The organism is Ruegeria sp. YTSA108, from assembly GCF_059610185.1.
The window spans coordinates 19,089-34,676 of record NZ_JBXWND010000003.1 but is presented as its reverse complement, the minus strand read 5'-3'; the positions used below and the strand labels follow the sequence as shown (position 1 = coordinate 34,676).

The window sequence follows — 15,588 nt, the reverse complement described above, 5'->3', positions numbered from 1 at the left end:
CTAGTCTGGCTAAAATGACGGGATGGGCACGGTATATCCTTAACGAAAGTCAAGACTTGCAAAAGGAAATGAAATCACGCTGACCGTTGCACCTTGGGACCCGTCAGCGCCGGCCACATCGCGATCAGGAAAAGCGCAAAGGCGCTGACCCACAACCCGTCCGACAGCAGCATCGCAACCATGTAACCTGCATTCAGATCTGCACCAATCCACCGCGACAGGGCCGCCACCGCCATCAGACCATAGGCCACCGCCATTGGGCCGGGTGCCACCAGCGCGCGACCACTGTGGCCAAGCGCGGCGCGGCTCATGACCGCCAGGGTCATGCCGCCGACGCATCCGATGCCCAGGATGTGTAGGGCTGCGATCTCGTTTCCGAAACCCAGCACTGACAGCCCCCAGAGGATCAGTCCCAGCGCCAGCATTGCAAGCCCAAGATACAGTGCCAATAAGATCGGCTCCCGCGTAGCCCAGCCCGCGCGCCAGCGGGCCATGCGCGAAACCTGTGCCACCCCTAGAACCAGCGCCATCGATCCAGCCACAGCACCTGACCCCAGCACCAGAACGATTGGTGGCAGGGTCAGGGCAACCGCCATCGCTGATTTGTCCAGAATTGGCACAGATATTGGCCAGTTCGCCTCGGGAACGCCCGCGCGTCTCATGGCGTTTCGGGTAAAGGCCGGGGTGATCCGTCCGCCAAGAATGGCAATCATCGCGCAGAGCGCCAGCAACCCCGCGCGCAGCCCGGTATGCAATGTGTCATCCGTCATCCCGGTCCATTCAAGATGCGTGAACAGATCAGCAATCCAGATAAAGCTGAGCAACAGCAGAAAGAGCATGTTCTGAGGTTTCGGCTTCCGGATGAGCTGGGTTGCAATCTTGACCGCCAGAATCGGTACAAAGGCCAGGTCGACCACCGCCACAAGCGCCGCAGGCAGCATCCCCGAAAACCACATCGCCATCCGACCAGCCAACCACAATCCGGCGGCCAACGTTATGAACTGCGCACGCGCATCTGGTGCGCCGGTCCAATTTGGCACTGCGGTCAGAAAGAACCCGCCCAGCGCGGCTGTTGCATAGCCGAAGATCATCTCATGCGCGTGCCACATGGGCGGGGCCATGCCATAATCCGGCACTGCATATGGCACCGTCAGCCACAGCCCCCAAACCACTCCGACAAAGAGGCCATAGAGGCCGGCGGACAGAAAGAATACACGAAACCCTTCACCAAACACGCGGGTGATGATTGCGGGCATGGCTGCTCTCCTTGGTGTTTTCCAAGCCCTAGCAAGCCGCCCGGCTGCGCGACTTAACAAAAATCAAACCGGCCGAAAAAGTGTGCCAAAGATACAGATTTTCCCAGCCGGAAAATTGACGTTTTTCCCTGCCCGCCACCTGAATTGCGCGGCTGGTGTTGACTTTCGTCAAGGAGCACCCTTGCGCGATGCCCCACGCTTGGACCGCCTCACCAGCAAATGGAGAGTGATCATGTCACTTGGAATCAGCTATACCAAAACGGGCCGCGTCTTCGGGGTCGGTTTGGCGATGTTGCTGGGCAGTGTCGCTGCACCAGCTTTCGCCGAAGAGCCAACTTTGAACGAAGAAGCGTTTGAAGCGTCCAAACAACTTTACTTTGAACAATGCGCGGGGTGCCACGGTGTCTTGCGTAAAGGCGCCACTGGCAAGAATCTTGAACCGCATTGGAAGAAAACCGCAGCTGACGGCGCCGTGACCGAAGGCGGCACACTTGCGCTTGGGCAAGAGCGGCTTGAGAAGATCATCGCCTGGGGCACCGAAGGCGGGATGAACAACTTCTCGGACATCATGTCCGAGCAGGAAATCAAAGACATGGCGACTTACATCATGATGGAGCCGCCCAAACCACCTGAAATGTCGCTGGACCAGATGATGGCGACCCGCAAGGTATATGTTGAAGAAGAGGACTACCCAACCGAGCCGATGCATGGTCGCAACTGGGAAAACTTCTTTGTTGTTATCGAGCGCGACGTCGGCAAAGTCGCTGTTATCGATGGCGACACCAAAGAGGTGCTGACACATATTCCGACCGGCTATGCGGTGCACGTTCTGAAAGCATCCGAACACCATTCGCTGGAAGAGCCGGAACAGCCCGGTCGCTTCTGGTACACCATGGGCCGCGACGGCAAGATGACCAAGATCGACCTCTGGCAGACGCCGGACAAGATGTTGGTTTCCGAAGTCAAGATCGCGTATGACGCGCGCGACGTAGCCGTTTCCGGTGACGGTAAATATGTCATCGGCGGGGGCTACTGGCCGCCGCACTTTGCAATCGTTGACGCCCAAACGATGGAGCCGGTCAAGGTTGTATCGACCCGCGGCGTGAACGTGGACGGGGACTATGTGGAAGAGGCTCGCGTGGCCGCTATCTACACAACTCCGAATGAGCCAACCTGGATCGTTGCCGTCAAAGAGCTGGGGCAACTGTGGCAAGTAGATTATACTGATCTAGACAATCTGCGGATCGACAAAATCGACAGCGCCAAGTTCCTGCATGACGGGTTCTTCGATCCGACGGGCCGGTATTTCCAGATCGCTGCAAACGCATCGAACAAGATGGTGGTTGTAGATACCGAGACCCACAAGCTTGAGGCGATGATCGACACGGCCGCGTTGCCGCATCCCGGTCCGGGCGCTAACTGGATTGACCCGAATTGCGGGCCGGTAGCTGGCACAACCCACCTTGGTGTCGGCACAGTGACGGTCTGGGGCAACGACCCCGAGAACCGCCCCGATGATGCCTGGAAGATCTGCTACGAAGTGGAAACAGACGGCCCGGGCCTGTTCGTCCGTACACATCCGGAATCGGACTATATTTGGGCTGACCAGACCAAACACCCGGAACCGGAAGTGCAGCAATCTGTGCAGGTCATCTCGAAAGAGACCGGCGAGATCGTGAAAACCATCCAGATCACCGAAGACGAAGGCAGCGCCGCTGTTCACTTTGAATTCAACGCGGATGGAACCGAGGTCTGGGTGTCCAAGTGGAACCTGTCGGATTCAAAAGAACCCAACGGTCAGATCGTGATCTTTGACGCCAAGACATTGGAAGAGATCGGTCGCATCGAAGGGCTGTACGCCCCGACCGGCAAGTTCAACGTCTACAACCGGTCGAACCACGTCACCTGACGGGTTTCGATCAACTCGGAGCAGGGCGGGCCCCTCGCCCGCCCTGTCCTTGTTTCATCCATCAGCCGAATGCGCAGGCCTGACACGCCGCGCCAGTCAACACAGCCAAAACGGAGCCCGGACATGACCTCCGATCCAGATAAGAAACCACCGATCTGGCGTCGGTATTTCCTGTGGGGAATGCCTGTGGCCGGTATTGCCGCTGCCTTTGCCGCCGGGATCGTCTTTTGGGGTGGGTTCAACACCGCCATGGAAGCAACCAACACCAAAGAGTTCTGTATCTCGTGCCATGAGATGCGCGATTTCGTCTATGAAGAATACACCGGGACCATCCACGATGTGAACCGATCGGGGGTCGGGGCGGTCTGTTCCGACTGTCACGTACCCAAGGACTGGACCCACAAGATGATCCGCAAGATCAAGGCGTCCAAAGAACTGTATGGCAAGGTGGTTGGCTCGATCAGTACACCCGAGAAGTTCGAAGCCAAGCGTATCCATCTGGCGATGAATGAATGGGAAAGGATGAAGGCCACAGATTCGCGCGAGTGCCGCAACTGCCATGACTTTGAATCGATGATGCCCGAGTTCCAGCGCCCCCGCGCGCGCCAGCAACATTTGAACGCAATGGAGACAGGCCAGACCTGCATCGACTGCCACAAAGGGATTGCGCATTCGAACATCCGCGACAGGGCCACAGATGAATATCTGGAACAGATTGAAGCCCCGAATCCTGATTTCATCCGTGCAATTCCGCCAGAATATCTGGCCAGTCTCGACCGTGTAGAAGCCAAGGAGGCGGCTGAGGCCGAAGCCGAAAAATCGGCCAAGACAGCACAACAAGAGGCGGTGCAAGCCCAGATCGCAGCCGCTGTGGACGCTGCAGTCGCCGAAGAACGCGCCAAATCAAGCGGTGAAGAATCCACAGCCCCGGCAGGCGGTGGCAGCGATATCGGAGGCGATATCGACTGGACCAGCATCGCAAGCGCGGATCTGAAGCTGTTTTATCCCGGTCAGGCTTCGTTTGAATGGGTTCAGAATGGCAAGTTCCACGGCGGCGCCCGGCCACTGACAAAAGGTGGCGACCAATGTTCGACTTGTCATGCCAAGGAATTGGACATGATTGGAAACAAGATCGTCGCAGGCGGCGAGCTGGAACCAACCCCGATCCCTGGAAAACGTGGTGTGATCGACGCAACTGTTCAGGCCGCCCATGATGCCGAAAACCTCTATATCCGCCTGCAATGGCCGGATGCAGGTCACAATCCTGCACCATTTGTGGATGGCGGGAAGATGGACCCGGACAACCAGATCAAGGTCGCCATGATGATCACCGGAACCGGGATCGAAATGGGGGAACAGGTGGGCTGCTGGGCCTCGTGCCACGCGGACAACACCTATATGCCGTTTGATCCGGGTGCAGATGCGATTGTCGCCAATGGCGATGTTGCAGGCCGCCTGGCCGCTCAGGACACTGTGACCAAATATATCAGCGAAAGCCGCACCGAGGTCGAAGTCAAAGGCCGGCGTGGGAAAGCTCTGGGTGGCTGGGACAAATTGCAGGCCGAAGCGCAGATCGCGCAATATCTGGATGACGGCACCTATCTGGATCTGATGCGCGTCTATGCCGATGGCAGCGCCAGCAACGGCTATCTTCTGGAACAGCGCATAGTCAATGATGGCGAAATCGCCGCCTCGGCCAACTTGTCGGGTGGTATTTGGACCGTCACGTTCTCGCGGCCCTTAAACTCGGGCGCACCGGGTGATGTGCCATTGGAACCGGGCAAGACCTATACGGTCGGCTTTGCGATCCACGATGACTTTTCTGCGGCACGATTCCACCACGTAACGCTGAACACAAGCTTCGCGCTGGACGACGACAGTGCCAATATCAACGTGGTCGGGCAATGACTGATGGGGCCGGGTAAACCGGCCCCAAAGTATTAGGTATGGAGACTTGGACGATGAAGATCCGCCTACTTCTTCTTGCATTTCTGGCTTTGGCGTCACCTGCAGTGGCCGCTGACGAAGACACAGCTGAGATCTGCGCCGAGGCAGAAACCCGCTACGTGGACCTGTTCGGTCAGCCGTCTTCAGATGTGGAAGATGCAGAGGTTGTGCTGATGTACAAATACAATTTCTGCCCAGCCCAACTGACGGTCAAAGCGGGGACCACAGTGCGTTGGGTGAACGTAGACAAACGCACCAGCCATAGCGTCCTGCTGAAAGATGGCAGCAAAGCCGAGAGTGACCGCCTGTTCCCCGAGGAATTTGTTGATCTGACATTTCTTGTTCCCGGCGCCCAGGATTACCTGTGCGGACCACATTGGGAGACACAGAACATGTTCGGAATGGTCACCGTAGAGCCCTGATAAGCGGCAGGCTGAAAGATGCGCGGGCGCAATTCCCGTGCTCCTTAACTTAAGTCAAGGAGGTCGGTTTACCTGTGCGCCAACTTGTTTCCATGACACGCCCGGTTCCCCCAGCAACGTCCCATATTCGCGCATGGAAACGACCAAAACACCGGGTTCCGAAGACATTCAGAACAAGCGAGTTTGCACATGAGCGGTAAGGTTTTTCTGATTGGTGCCGGCCCTGGTGATCCCGAACTGATCACCATGCGCGCCCTGCGTATGCTGCAGGAGGCGGACGTGGTGGTCTATGACCGCCTTGTTTCGGATGAAATTCTGGCCATGCACACCGAAGGCGCGCGGCTGATCGCCGTCGGCAAGGCCCCCAAGTGCCACACTGTTCCTCAGGATCGCATCAACGAAATCCTGCTGGAACACGCACGCGCAGGTCACGTTGTGGCCCGGCTGAAAGGCGGGGATCCGATGATCTTTGGTCGCGGCTCGGAAGAGGCCGCTTTTCTGATGGCACACGGTGTTACGGTCGAATACGCACCGGGCATCACGGCGGCACAAGGCGCATCCTGTTCGACCGGCGTGCCCCTGACCCATCGCGGACTGGCGACCTCGGTTCAATATGTCACCGGGCACAGGCAGTCCGACAAAGTTCTTGATCTGGATTGGAAACGACTGGCGGACCCGGATACGACGCTGGTCGTCTATATGGGCGTGGCCAATATCGGCCAGATCGCCATCGGCTTGATGACCGAGAACCTACCCGGATCCACCCCGGTCCTGGCTGTTGGGCAGGCCACCAGTGCCTCTGAACGCCGCCTTGTATCCCGACTGGACCAGATTGCCGCGGATGCGCGCAAGGCGGATCTGAAGGCCCCTACCTTATTCATTATCGGAAAGGTCGTTTCGCTTTATGCCAATCAGGCCCTGACCGAGATTTTGGAGCGGGCGCATGGGTAGCCTGGCGCATATGGACCGCAAGCAGCCGGGCTGGGCCGCGCATACTGTTCTGACTGCCGTCGTTCTGGTTGCCACTTCCGCTCTGGCCGCTGACGCCATCGACCCAACCGCCCTGAAACGGTTGGTCCACCAGGATTGCGGCTCGTGCCACGGATTGTCCCTGAAAGGCGGGCTTGGTCCTGATCTGCGACCGGAAACTCTGGAACATTACGAGGCGGACGTCCTGACGGGGGTCATTCTGGACGGCATCCCCGACACGGCTATGCCCCCCTGGCGCCCCCTGATCAGCGAAGAAGAGGCCGAATGGATCGCCCGATACCTGCTGGAACAGGAGGCAAAATGAAACAACTTGCCCTTGGCATCGTTGCCCTAATGATGATGACACCTGCCAATGCAGACCCCACCGCCACCGGAGATCTGGGCCTTGTGATCGAACGGGCAAAAGGGTCGGTCTTATTGGTGGACCAGTCGGACCGGGCCGCATTGGCACGGATCGAAGGGTTGGGCGATCTGTCCCACGCCTCCCTAGTCTATTCACCCGACGAACGCTTTGCCTATGTTTTTGGCCGCGATGGCGGGCTGACCAAGGTTGATATAGTGACCCGTCAGATTGCAAATCGGGTCGTGCAGGCTGGCAATGCCATTGGCGGCGCGATTTCGGATGACGGCCAACTGGTTGCGGTGTCAAACTATGAGCCGGGTGGCGTACGCGTGTTCGACGCGGATACGCTGGAACTGGTTGCCGACATCCCCACCGACAGCAAAACCATAGGTCTTGTCGATGCGCCGGGCCGTCGGTTCGTGTTTTCCATGTGGGACACGGGCGAGACCTGGATTGCTGATTTCGCAAATGGCGCGCCCGAGATCACAAAGATCACCGATATGGGTAAGAACCCCTATGACGCGCTGATCACCGCCAATGGTCGCACTTATATCACCGGTCTGTTTGGTGAGGACGGGCTGACCGCGCTGGACCTATGGGCAGACAATCCAAAACCGATCCGCGTGCTTCCGGGCTATGGGCGCGGACAGGAAGAGATGCCGGTATACAAGATGCCTCATCTTGAGGGCTGGGCACTGACGGATCGCGAATTTGTCCTGCCCGCGGTCGGCCACCATGAGGTTCTGTGGATTGACGCCGAAACCTTGACAGAAACAGGCCGCACCCAAACCCATGGTCAGCCGGTCTTTGCCATGGCGCGCCCGGATGGGCGACAGGTCTGGGTGAATTTTGCCCATCCATTGAACGATACGATTCAGGTCATCGACAGCGTCAGCAAACAGGTCATCCACGAATTCTCTCCGGGCCCTGCCGTCCTGCATATGGAGTTCACGGCACGCGGGCATGAGGTCTGGATCAGTGTCCGCGACGCCAACAAGGTCGTGGTCTACGACACGCATAGCTTTGAAAAGCTGCGCGAGATCGCGGCGGACAGCCCCTCGGGTATCTTTTTCACCGCCCGCGCGCACAGAACAGGGTTGTAACCCATGCAACATATCACTGACCCGATCGACCGTCGCCTGCTGGACGATTTTCAGCGCGAATTTCCGATTGTCGACCGCCCGTTTCAGCCAGTGGCCAAGGCGCTGGGGCTGGACGAAGCTGAAGTGCTGAACCGCCTGGCGCGAATGCGTTCGACCGGCCGGATCACCCGGGTCGGGGCCACGATCACTCCGGGCGCGGTGACGGCCAGCACTCTGGCCGCGGTGGCCGCACCCGAGGAGCATCTGGAGGACATTGCCGCCCTGATCGACGCAGAGCCCGGTGTGAACCACAATTATCAACGTGAGGACAAATGGAACCTCTGGTTTGTAGCGACCGGCCCTGATCGCGCGCATGTGGACGCCACTCTGGCCCGGATTGGCCTGCAAACCGGTTTGCAGGTTTTGGACTTGCGTCTGGTTCGGCCGTTCAATGTTGATTTGGGCTTTCGAATGACAGGCAAGCAACGCAACGTACCGGCACCGCGCAAGGTGGACTGTTCCGTTCTGCAAAAGGGTGATCGCTCATTGATGCAGGCGCTTAGTTCCGGCTTACCGCTGGTTTGCGAACCTTACGCAGCACTGGCCGCCTCTTTGGACCGTAAACCAGTGGACGCCATGACGCGGATCCGGATCTTACACGAGGCTGGAATTGTCTCGCGTCTTGGCGTGATCGTAAGACACCGGGCACTGGGCTGGTCGGCCAATGCGATGGTGGTCTGGGATATGCCAACTGATCAGGTCGATCGTGCCGGGCCTGCGCTGGCAAAATACCCTGGCGTGACACTGTGTTATGAGCGTCGACCCGTTGAAAACATCTGGCCCTACCGCCTGTATTCCATGATCCACGCCCGCTCGCGCAGCGAAGCGCGAAACGTCCTGGCCGGGGCTGCGGCATTGCCTGAGCTGTTTGGCGCGCAGCACAAGGTGTTGTTTTCAACTCGCTGTTTCAAACAGACCGGCGCGCTGATCCAACCCAAGGAGACGGCGGCATGACCCTGGACGAAACTGATCGGGCAATCCTGAACCGAATGCAGGACGACTTACCTCTGACCTCACAACCCTATGCGATGGTGGCCCAAGAACTGGGGATTTCGGAACAGGATCTGTTGGTTCGCCTATCACGGATGAAGGATGACCGGGTCATCACGCGCTTTGGCCCGTTCTTTGACGCGGCCGCGATGGGCGGGGCTTTTTGCCTATGTGCCATGGCCATACCGACAGAGGCATTTGAATCCGTCCTGACCAAAGTCAATGCGCATCCCGAAGTTGCCCATAATTATGAACGTACGCACCGGCTGAACATGTGGTTCGTGTTGGCCACCGAAACGCCCCAAGGGATTGAGGCCTGCGCCGATGCGATCGAACAAGAGACGGGGATCGAAGTTCTCAGATTTCCCAAGTTGCAGGAATTCTTCATTGGCTTCCGGGTGGCGGCATGATCGACGCAAAAGACAGACTGATTATCGAGGTTCTGCAGGGCGGATTGCCCCTGGTGCCTTCGCCCTACGCTCGGGTTGCTAAAAGCCTTGGGATGGACGAACAAGCGCTGCTGTGTCGCCTCGCAGAACTTAAGGCGCGCGGCGTTATACGTCGTATCGCCGCAGCCCCGAACCACTACAAACTGGGCATGACTTCGAACGGCATGACAGTCTGGGACGTCGATGACAGTCAAATCGCTGATTTGGGGGCACATATTGGCGGTCTGCCTTTTGTCACCCATTGCTATGAACGTCCACGTGCCCTGCCCGACTGGCCTTACAACCTGTTCGCCATGGTCCATGGCAAAGACAGGGGTGAAGTCGAAGAAAAACGGGCCGAGATTGCCGGTATTCTGGGCAGTGCCTGCCGGGGCAAGGACATCCTGTATTCAACGCGCATCCTGAAAAAGACCGGGCTGCGCCTGAAACCGAAAGGCCAAACGCCATGTTCCGCCTGACTGAATACATGCAGCAACTGGTCACCGCGACCCCCGTGCGCAAGCGCCGCCCCGGCCCGGTTAAGCCGGTGGTCATCTGGAATCTGACCCGGCGCTGCAACCTGAAATGCCGCCATTGCTATACTGTTTCGGCGGATGTCGCGTTCCCGGGTGAGCTCAGCCACGAGCAAGCCATGGTAACCCTTGAGGATCTCGGCCAATTTCGCGTCCCGGCCCTGATCCTCTCGGGGGGGGAACCGCTGGATCGGTTCGATTTCTTTGATATCGCCAACCGGGCGCGCAAGTTGGTGCCGATGCTGGCGCTGTCGACGAATGGCACGCGGATTTACGATGAAACCGCTGATATGATCGCTGATGTCGGCTTTAACTATGTCGGCATATCACTTGACGGAATCGGGGCCACAAACGACTGGTTCCGAGGTGTCGAGGGCGCCTTTTCAGATGCCCTGCGCGGCGTGCGCGAGTGCAAGAAACGCGGCATCAAGGTCGGTTTGCGATTCTGTTTGACCGAGGGCACGCAGCACCATCTGCCCGATCTCCTGCAGTTGTGTGATGATGAGGGGGTCGACAAATTCTACCTGTCTCATCTGGTTTACGCCGGTCGCGGCGACAAGAACAGGGGCGAGGATGCCGAGCATCTGCGCACGCGCAAAGGTCTGGATCTGTTATTGGACCGCGCGTGGGAGGCTGCCTCGGGCGGGCGCCCGCTGGATATCGTCACCGGCAATAACGATGCCGACGCCGGATATTTTCTGAACTGGGTCAGGACGCATTTTGATGCCGAAAAGACCTCGCATATACGTGCGCATTTGGCGGCCTGGGGCGGGAACTCCAGCGGGTTGGGGGTGGCCAATATCGACAATCTTGGTCGGGTCCATCCCGACACCTACTGGTCAGATTACACGGTCGGGAATGTGAAAACGACGCCGTTTTCCGAGTTGTGGACCGGGGACGACAAGATGCTGGCCATGCTGCGCACTCGTCCGCGTCCGCTGAAAGGGCGCTGTGGAGTTTGTCAGCTCAGGGATGTTTGCGGTGGCAACACGCGCATCCGGGCCCTGCAACTGACGGGCGATCCCTGGGCCGAGGACCCGGCCTGTTACCTGTCAAACGATGAAATTGGCGTGGATAAAGCGGGCAAACGCCTGCAGGTCACACCTTTCCGGGGGAAAAGCCATGATCCGGCGCATCAGTTCTTTTAGGGCTCGCACGCTTGGAACACTGTGCGCGCTTCTGCTGACCAGCGCCGCATGGGCCGACGCCCAGTCCGACTATGCCGAACATTGTGCGTCCTGCCATGGTGACACCCGGCTGGGCGGAGTTGGTCCGGCCTTGATACCCGAAACCCTAAAACGCATGCGCGGGCCGCGGGTTGCCGCCGTGATCGCCGAAGGGCGCACCGCCACTCAGATGCCAGCCTTTGCGCATAATCTGAACGCCCTGCAGATTGAGGAGTTGGCAGGTTGGCTGAAATCCCCGCTCGAGACCGCCCCGGACTGGGCCGAGGCAGACATCATGGCCAGCCGTACGCTGGACGCAGACTATGTCGAGATTGATGCGCCCGTCTGGTCCAGTGATCCGATGAACATCACGTTGGTGGTGGAAACCGGAGACCACAATGTCAGCGTTCTGGACGGTGACACATTTGAGGTTTTGGACAGATTTGAAACTCCTTTTGCCGTTCATGGCGGCCCAAAGTTCAGCCCCGATGGGCGTTACGTGTTCATCATGTCCCGCGATGGCTGGGTCCAGAAATATGACATCTGGGCGTTGCAACAGGTGGGTCGCGTGCGGGCGGGACTAAACAGCCGCAACATTGCCATGTCAGGCGATGGCAAATGGCTGGCGGTGGCGAATTACCTACCCAACAGCCTGACTCTTTTGTCCACCCGGGATCTTTCGGTGGCAAAAGTCATCGAGATTAAAAGCAGGAAAGGTAATCCCAGCCGCGTTTCAGCCGTTTATCAAGCTCCGCCACGGGAAAGCTTTGTGCTGGCCTTGAAGGATGTGCCAGAGATTTGGGAGGTCTTCTATGGCGCCAATCCACCCCAATCCGGGCTGGGACACGATTTTCGTATCGAAGGGCAGTTCAAGAACCCTAACCCTTTCCCAGTACGCAAGATCACTACGCCCGACTATCTGGACGATTTCTTTTTCGACCAGACTTATGAATACGTCATGGGCGCATCTCGCGACGGGAACGGCGGTCAGGTGATTGATCTGGTCATTGGCCAAAAAGTGGCTGACCTGGATCTGCCCGGCATGCCGCATCTGGGTTCCGGGATTACCTGGCGGCGCGGCGATACAACTGTGATGGCAACGCCGCACCTGACTGATGGCACCGTCTCGGTGATCGACATGGAGACATGGGAAACGGTCAAGCGGATCAAGACCGAAGGGCCGGGGTTTTTCATGCGCAGCCATGAAAACTCGCCATATGTCTGGGCCGATGTTTTCTTTGGGCCCAACAAGGATGTGATGCATGTGATCGACAAGCAAACCCTTGAGATCGTACGGACCCTGCGCCCAGCGCCGGGCAAAACCGTGGCCCATGTGGAATTCACCAAGGACGGAAGCCATGCGTTGGTTTCGATCTGGGAAGATGACGGCGCGGTGATCATCTATGATGCAAAAACACTGGAAGAGTTCCGCCGTCTGCCGATGCGCAAACCTTCGGGAAAGTACAATGTCTGGAACAAAATCACCTTCTCGGAAGGAACCAGCCACTGAGGGCAAATGGCCGGTGTGGAAACTGGCCATATTGCTGTATCCAGCGTCTGCGCTGACCGTGGCCATAAACCTTTTTCTGGCTGGCCTGATCGCCAACAGCGCCGGATTCGGAGTGATTGAGCCTGTCACCGCCATCCTGTGGTCAATCCCATTGGGTGTACCTGCCTGCTGGTTTGCAGGGCGCTGGGTACGCAGTTTGATGGACGAAGCAGACGGCTAGGTCGGATTCTCCAAAGGCCTAACCGAAGTCAAGTATCTGCTTTCGGGAATCTCTTAGGACTTGGGAAAGATCACCGAGTTGGATTCTCCATGCCCGCCCAAAATCCTTTGCACATTTCAGCTGTTTGCGCGTCCCGCGCAGCTTGTGCGGTGGCAGGTATAATCCTTCTGCTTTTGCAGCTGCTTAGCCCGGCGCTGGCGAGTCCCGGGCAAAGCATGTGGGTTGAGATCTGCTCGGAGGGCGGCGCGGTCTGGGTCGAGGTTGATCTTGAAAAAGGCGATGCAGACCCGACCGCACCTTGCCCCAAATGCGCCGATTGCGCGCTGTGCGCCGTGACCGGTGCCGCACCTCTGCCCATGCCGCTGGAAGTGACGCTACGGGGAAGGGTTCAATTCTTATCTTGCCAAAACAACAGGTCCTTCGAGCTAAATGGCTCTGACCGGCTGTGGCCAGAAACCCGGGGTCCTCCCCCTGCACCAGAATTTAAAACCCAACGCGCCCCGCGCGCGTCCATGGCATCCATCCCAATCATCGGAGGTGCGCCGTGGTCGTAAGTCGCGCAATCCATTTCCTGTTGGCCTTTTTTCTGTCCTGCCTGATGGCGATCAGCGCACATGCCGACAGCCTTGCCAGCTTTTTGCCAGAACTTGAGCCCGCGGACCTGATCCCCGGCGCCGAGGCATTTGGCCCGATCAGAAAAGACATTCCGGTTGCGCCTATCCTGAAAGGGGGCAAAACGATTGCCTGGGCCTTTCTGACCTCGGATTTCGTGGGCACCACAGGCTATTCCGGCAAACCCATTCACGTCGTTGCAGCGATCGACAATGATGCGGTGCTTACTGGCGTTAAGCTGGTCAAGCATTCGGAACCCATCGTACTGATCGGGATCCCGAACGCGCGCATGGTCGAACTGACCGAAGGCTACGCCGGCCTGGACCTTAGGATTGAGGCTGAAACAGGCGGTGAGGGCCATGACCTCGACATTATCTCGGGCGCGACTGTCACAATCATGGTGATCGACGACAGTCTCGTGCGTGGCGGCATCAAGGTAGCGCGGGCTCTGGGGCTGGGTGGCTTGTCACCGCTGCAGGCCGACGGGCCAAAGCGCGATGTCGATATGGCACAAGACGCCACTTATGACTGGACAACGCTTTCGGGTGACGGCTCGGTCCGACGCCTGACACTGGATGTCGGTCAGGTCAACGCTGCGTTCGAGGCCACCGGCGACCAGCGCGCCATCAGGCGCCGTGAACGGGGCGCGCCCGACGACACCTTCATCGACATGCATCTGGGGTTGGTTTCAGTCCCGTCGATCGGCAAGTCGCTGCTGGGCGAGGCCGAGTATCAAAACCTGACCGAGTGGCTGGGCGAGGGCGAGCAAGCCATCCTGGTGCTGGGTCGTGGCGCCTATAGCTTCAAGGGGTCAGGCTATGTGCGTGGCGGGATTTTCGACCGTATTCAGCTGATTCAAGGTGATAATTCGGTACGCTTCTTTGATAAACAGCAAGAGCGTCTGGGCAGAGTTGCGGCCGCCGATGCGCCCAGTTTCACGGAGCTGGATATCTTCAAAATCCCCGCTGAGGCAGAGTTTGATCCGGCCGAACCCTTCCGCCTGCAACTGTTGGTGCAACGCGCCGTCGGTGCGGTTGAAAAGACATTCCTGACCTTCGATTTGGGCTACAAACTGCCTGAGCAGTACCTGTTGCCAGTCGTAGCCCCCACCGTTGTGGATGACGCCACAGGTGAAGCTGCTGCCAAAGCCGCTCTTTGGAAACGTATCTGGAAGGATCGCACAGTCGAGATTGCCGGTCTGGGCGTCATGCTGCTGATACTGACGGCGACCTTCTTTTTCCAGTTCCATGCCACGATGAACGCGCGGGTCTTTTACTGGTTCCGCATCGGCTATCTGACAATGACCCTGTTCTTCATCGGCTGGTACGCGAATGCCCAGTTGAGCGTGGTGAACCTGATGGCGCTGGCGGGCAGTTTGCGCACAGGTTTCTCATGGGATGCCTTCCTACTGGACCCGCTGGTGTTCATCCAATGGTTCGCCGTGGCAGCCGCCCTGTTGTTCTGGGGACGCGGTGCCTATTGCGGCTGGCTGTGCCCGTTTGGCGCGCTGCAAGAACTGACCAACAAGATCGCGCGGGCTTTTCGCGTGCCGCAATGGACCCTGCCCTGGGGCCTGAATGAACGGCTGTGGCCCGCGAAATACATGATCTTCTTGGGTCTCTTCGGCCTCAGCTTTGTCTCCATCCCGCTTGCCGAGAAGTATGCCGAGGTCGAGCCGTTCAAGACCGCGATCATTCTGAAATTCATGCGCGACTGGCCGTTTGTGGTCTTTGCGCTAGCCCTGCTGGGGATCGGGCTGTTCATTGAACGCTTCTATTGCCGCTACCTCTGCCCGCTGGGCGGAGCGCTGGCGATCCCGGCCCGAATGCGCATGTTCGACTGGCTGCGCCGCTACAAGGACTGCGGCACGCCCTGTCAGACCTGCGCCAATGAATGCCCCGTTCAGGCGATCCACCCCACCGGTGAGATCAATCCGAACGAGTGCGTCACCTGCCTGCATTGTCAGGTGCTCTACCAGTCCGAGGACAAATGTCCCGTCGTTATCCGCCAGCTTAAGCGGCGGGCCAAGACAGGGTCGGTCGATCTCAAGACCCCACTCGGACAACCACCGGCGAACCATCCGAACGCCAAACCGAAAACCGTTTCCTAAAAGGAGGAAC

At 58.4% G+C, this 15,588-nt stretch carries 14 protein-coding genes; 13 read left to right on the top strand and 1 reads right to left on the bottom strand.

Annotation, left to right across the window (positions count from 1 at the left end; translation table 11 throughout):
• Positions 1–74: 74 nt before the first annotated feature.
• The gene (locus tag AC2FHW_RS05400; RefSeq protein ID WP_271948613.1) at positions 75–1,256 is read right to left on the bottom strand and encodes an NnrS family protein; all 1,182 of its coding nucleotides are present in this window, start codon (positions 1,254–1,256) and stop codon (positions 75–77) included.
• A gap of 232 nt (positions 1,257–1,488) precedes the next feature.
• On the opposite strand from AC2FHW_RS05400, the gene AC2FHW_RS05395 reads away from it, so the two are divergent.
• From AC2FHW_RS05395 to AC2FHW_RS05335, 13 genes are all read left to right on the top strand, one after another.
• Positions 1,489–3,165 carry a cytochrome D1 domain-containing protein gene (locus AC2FHW_RS05395; protein ID WP_271948614.1) on the top strand — a complete coding sequence of 559 codons (1,677 nt, stop codon included), beginning with the start codon at positions 1,489–1,491 and terminating at the stop codon, positions 3,163–3,165.
• Between the two features lie 123 nt (positions 3,166–3,288).
• Positions 3,289–5,073 (top strand): NapC/NirT family cytochrome c, encoded by a 1,785-nt coding sequence (locus tag AC2FHW_RS05390; RefSeq protein WP_271948616.1) that lies wholly within the window; start codon positions 3,289–3,291, stop codon positions 5,071–5,073.
• A 53-nt stretch (positions 5,074–5,126) separates the two neighbouring features.
• On the top strand, positions 5,127–5,534 hold the full coding sequence (locus tag AC2FHW_RS05385) for a cupredoxin domain-containing protein (RefSeq protein ID WP_496707998.1): 408 nt from the start codon (positions 5,127–5,129) through the stop codon (positions 5,532–5,534).
• Positions 5,535–5,723: 189 nt separating this feature from the next.
• A complete protein-coding gene (gene cobA, locus AC2FHW_RS05380) occupies positions 5,724–6,485 on the top strand; it encodes a uroporphyrinogen-III C-methyltransferase (protein ID WP_271948622.1) in 762 nt (253 codons plus the stop codon).
• On the top strand, positions 6,478–6,828 hold the full coding sequence (locus AC2FHW_RS05375; RefSeq protein ID WP_271948625.1) for a c-type cytochrome: 351 nt from the start codon (positions 6,478–6,480) through the stop codon (positions 6,826–6,828). Before cobA ends, AC2FHW_RS05375 begins: the two co-directional genes overlap by 8 nt.
• A complete protein-coding gene (locus AC2FHW_RS05370; RefSeq protein WP_142635237.1) occupies positions 6,825–7,970 on the top strand; it encodes a cytochrome D1 domain-containing protein in 1,146 nt (381 codons plus the stop codon). The genes AC2FHW_RS05375 and AC2FHW_RS05370 overlap by 4 nt, the downstream gene beginning before the upstream one ends.
• 3 nt (positions 7,971–7,973) lie before the next feature.
• On the top strand, positions 7,974–8,963 hold the full coding sequence (ahbB, locus tag AC2FHW_RS05365) for a siroheme decarboxylase subunit beta (RefSeq protein ID WP_271948627.1): 990 nt from the start codon (positions 7,974–7,976) through the stop codon (positions 8,961–8,963).
• The gene (locus AC2FHW_RS05360) at positions 8,960–9,409 is read left to right on the top strand and encodes an Lrp/AsnC family transcriptional regulator (RefSeq protein ID WP_142635234.1); all 450 of its coding nucleotides are present in this window, start codon (positions 8,960–8,962) and stop codon (positions 9,407–9,409) included. Before ahbB (AC2FHW_RS05365) ends, AC2FHW_RS05360 begins: the two co-directional genes overlap by 4 nt.
• On the top strand, positions 9,406–9,906 hold the full coding sequence (gene ahbB / locus AC2FHW_RS05355) for a siroheme decarboxylase subunit beta (protein WP_271948631.1): 501 nt from the start codon (positions 9,406–9,408) through the stop codon (positions 9,904–9,906). The genes AC2FHW_RS05360 and ahbB (AC2FHW_RS05355) overlap by 4 nt, the downstream gene beginning before the upstream one ends.
• Entirely contained in the window at positions 9,894–11,108 is a 1,215-nt protein-coding gene (nirJ, locus tag AC2FHW_RS05350; RefSeq protein WP_281972622.1) for a heme d1 biosynthesis radical SAM protein NirJ, read from the top strand. The genes ahbB (AC2FHW_RS05355) and nirJ overlap by 13 nt, the downstream gene beginning before the upstream one ends.
• Positions 11,083–12,636 carry a nitrite reductase gene (locus tag AC2FHW_RS05345; protein ID WP_271948634.1) on the top strand — a complete coding sequence of 518 codons (1,554 nt, stop codon included), beginning with the start codon at positions 11,083–11,085 and terminating at the stop codon, positions 12,634–12,636. Before nirJ ends, AC2FHW_RS05345 begins: the two co-directional genes overlap by 26 nt.
• A complete protein-coding gene (locus AC2FHW_RS05340) occupies positions 12,593–12,856 on the top strand; it encodes a hypothetical protein (protein ID WP_142635225.1) in 264 nt (87 codons plus the stop codon). The genes AC2FHW_RS05345 and AC2FHW_RS05340 overlap by 44 nt, the downstream gene beginning before the upstream one ends.
• Before the next feature lie 598 nt (positions 12,857–13,454).
• The gene (locus tag AC2FHW_RS05335; protein ID WP_496821706.1) at positions 13,455–15,578 is read left to right on the top strand and encodes a 4Fe-4S binding protein; all 2,124 of its coding nucleotides are present in this window, start codon (positions 13,455–13,457) and stop codon (positions 15,576–15,578) included.
• Positions 15,579–15,588 lie beyond the last annotated feature (10 nt).

Excerpts from the sequence above, each read along its gene's own strand:
- AC2FHW_RS05400 (WP_271948613.1), bottom strand. The coding sequence starts at position 1,256 with ATGCCCGCAATCATCACCCGCGTGTTTGGTGAAGGGTTTCGTGTATTC.
- AC2FHW_RS05395 (WP_271948614.1), top strand. The coding sequence starts at position 1,489 with ATGTCACTTGGAATCAGCTATACCAAAACGGGCCGCGTCTTCGGGGTC.
- AC2FHW_RS05390 (WP_271948616.1), top strand. The coding sequence starts at position 3,289 with ATGACCTCCGATCCAGATAAGAAACCACCGATCTGGCGTCGGTATTTC.
- AC2FHW_RS05385 (WP_496707998.1), top strand. The coding sequence starts at position 5,127 with ATGAAGATCCGCCTACTTCTTCTTGCATTTCTGGCTTTGGCGTCACCT.
- cobA (WP_271948622.1), top strand. The coding sequence starts at position 5,724 with ATGAGCGGTAAGGTTTTTCTGATTGGTGCCGGCCCTGGTGATCCCGAA.
- AC2FHW_RS05375 (WP_271948625.1), top strand. The coding sequence starts at position 6,478 with ATGGGTAGCCTGGCGCATATGGACCGCAAGCAGCCGGGCTGGGCCGCG.
- AC2FHW_RS05370 (WP_142635237.1), top strand. The coding sequence starts at position 6,825 with ATGAAACAACTTGCCCTTGGCATCGTTGCCCTAATGATGATGACACCT.
- ahbB (WP_271948627.1), top strand. The coding sequence starts at position 7,974 with ATGCAACATATCACTGACCCGATCGACCGTCGCCTGCTGGACGATTTT.
- AC2FHW_RS05360 (WP_142635234.1), top strand. The coding sequence starts at position 8,960 with ATGACCCTGGACGAAACTGATCGGGCAATCCTGAACCGAATGCAGGAC.
- ahbB (WP_271948631.1), top strand. The coding sequence starts at position 9,406 with ATGATCGACGCAAAAGACAGACTGATTATCGAGGTTCTGCAGGGCGGA.
- nirJ (WP_281972622.1), top strand. The coding sequence starts at position 9,894 with ATGTTCCGCCTGACTGAATACATGCAGCAACTGGTCACCGCGACCCCC.
- AC2FHW_RS05345 (WP_271948634.1), top strand. The coding sequence starts at position 11,083 with ATGATCCGGCGCATCAGTTCTTTTAGGGCTCGCACGCTTGGAACACTG.
- AC2FHW_RS05340 (WP_142635225.1), top strand. The coding sequence starts at position 12,593 with ATGTCTGGAACAAAATCACCTTCTCGGAAGGAACCAGCCACTGAGGGC.
- AC2FHW_RS05335 (WP_496821706.1), top strand. The coding sequence starts at position 13,455 with ATGGCGATCAGCGCACATGCCGACAGCCTTGCCAGCTTTTTGCCAGAA.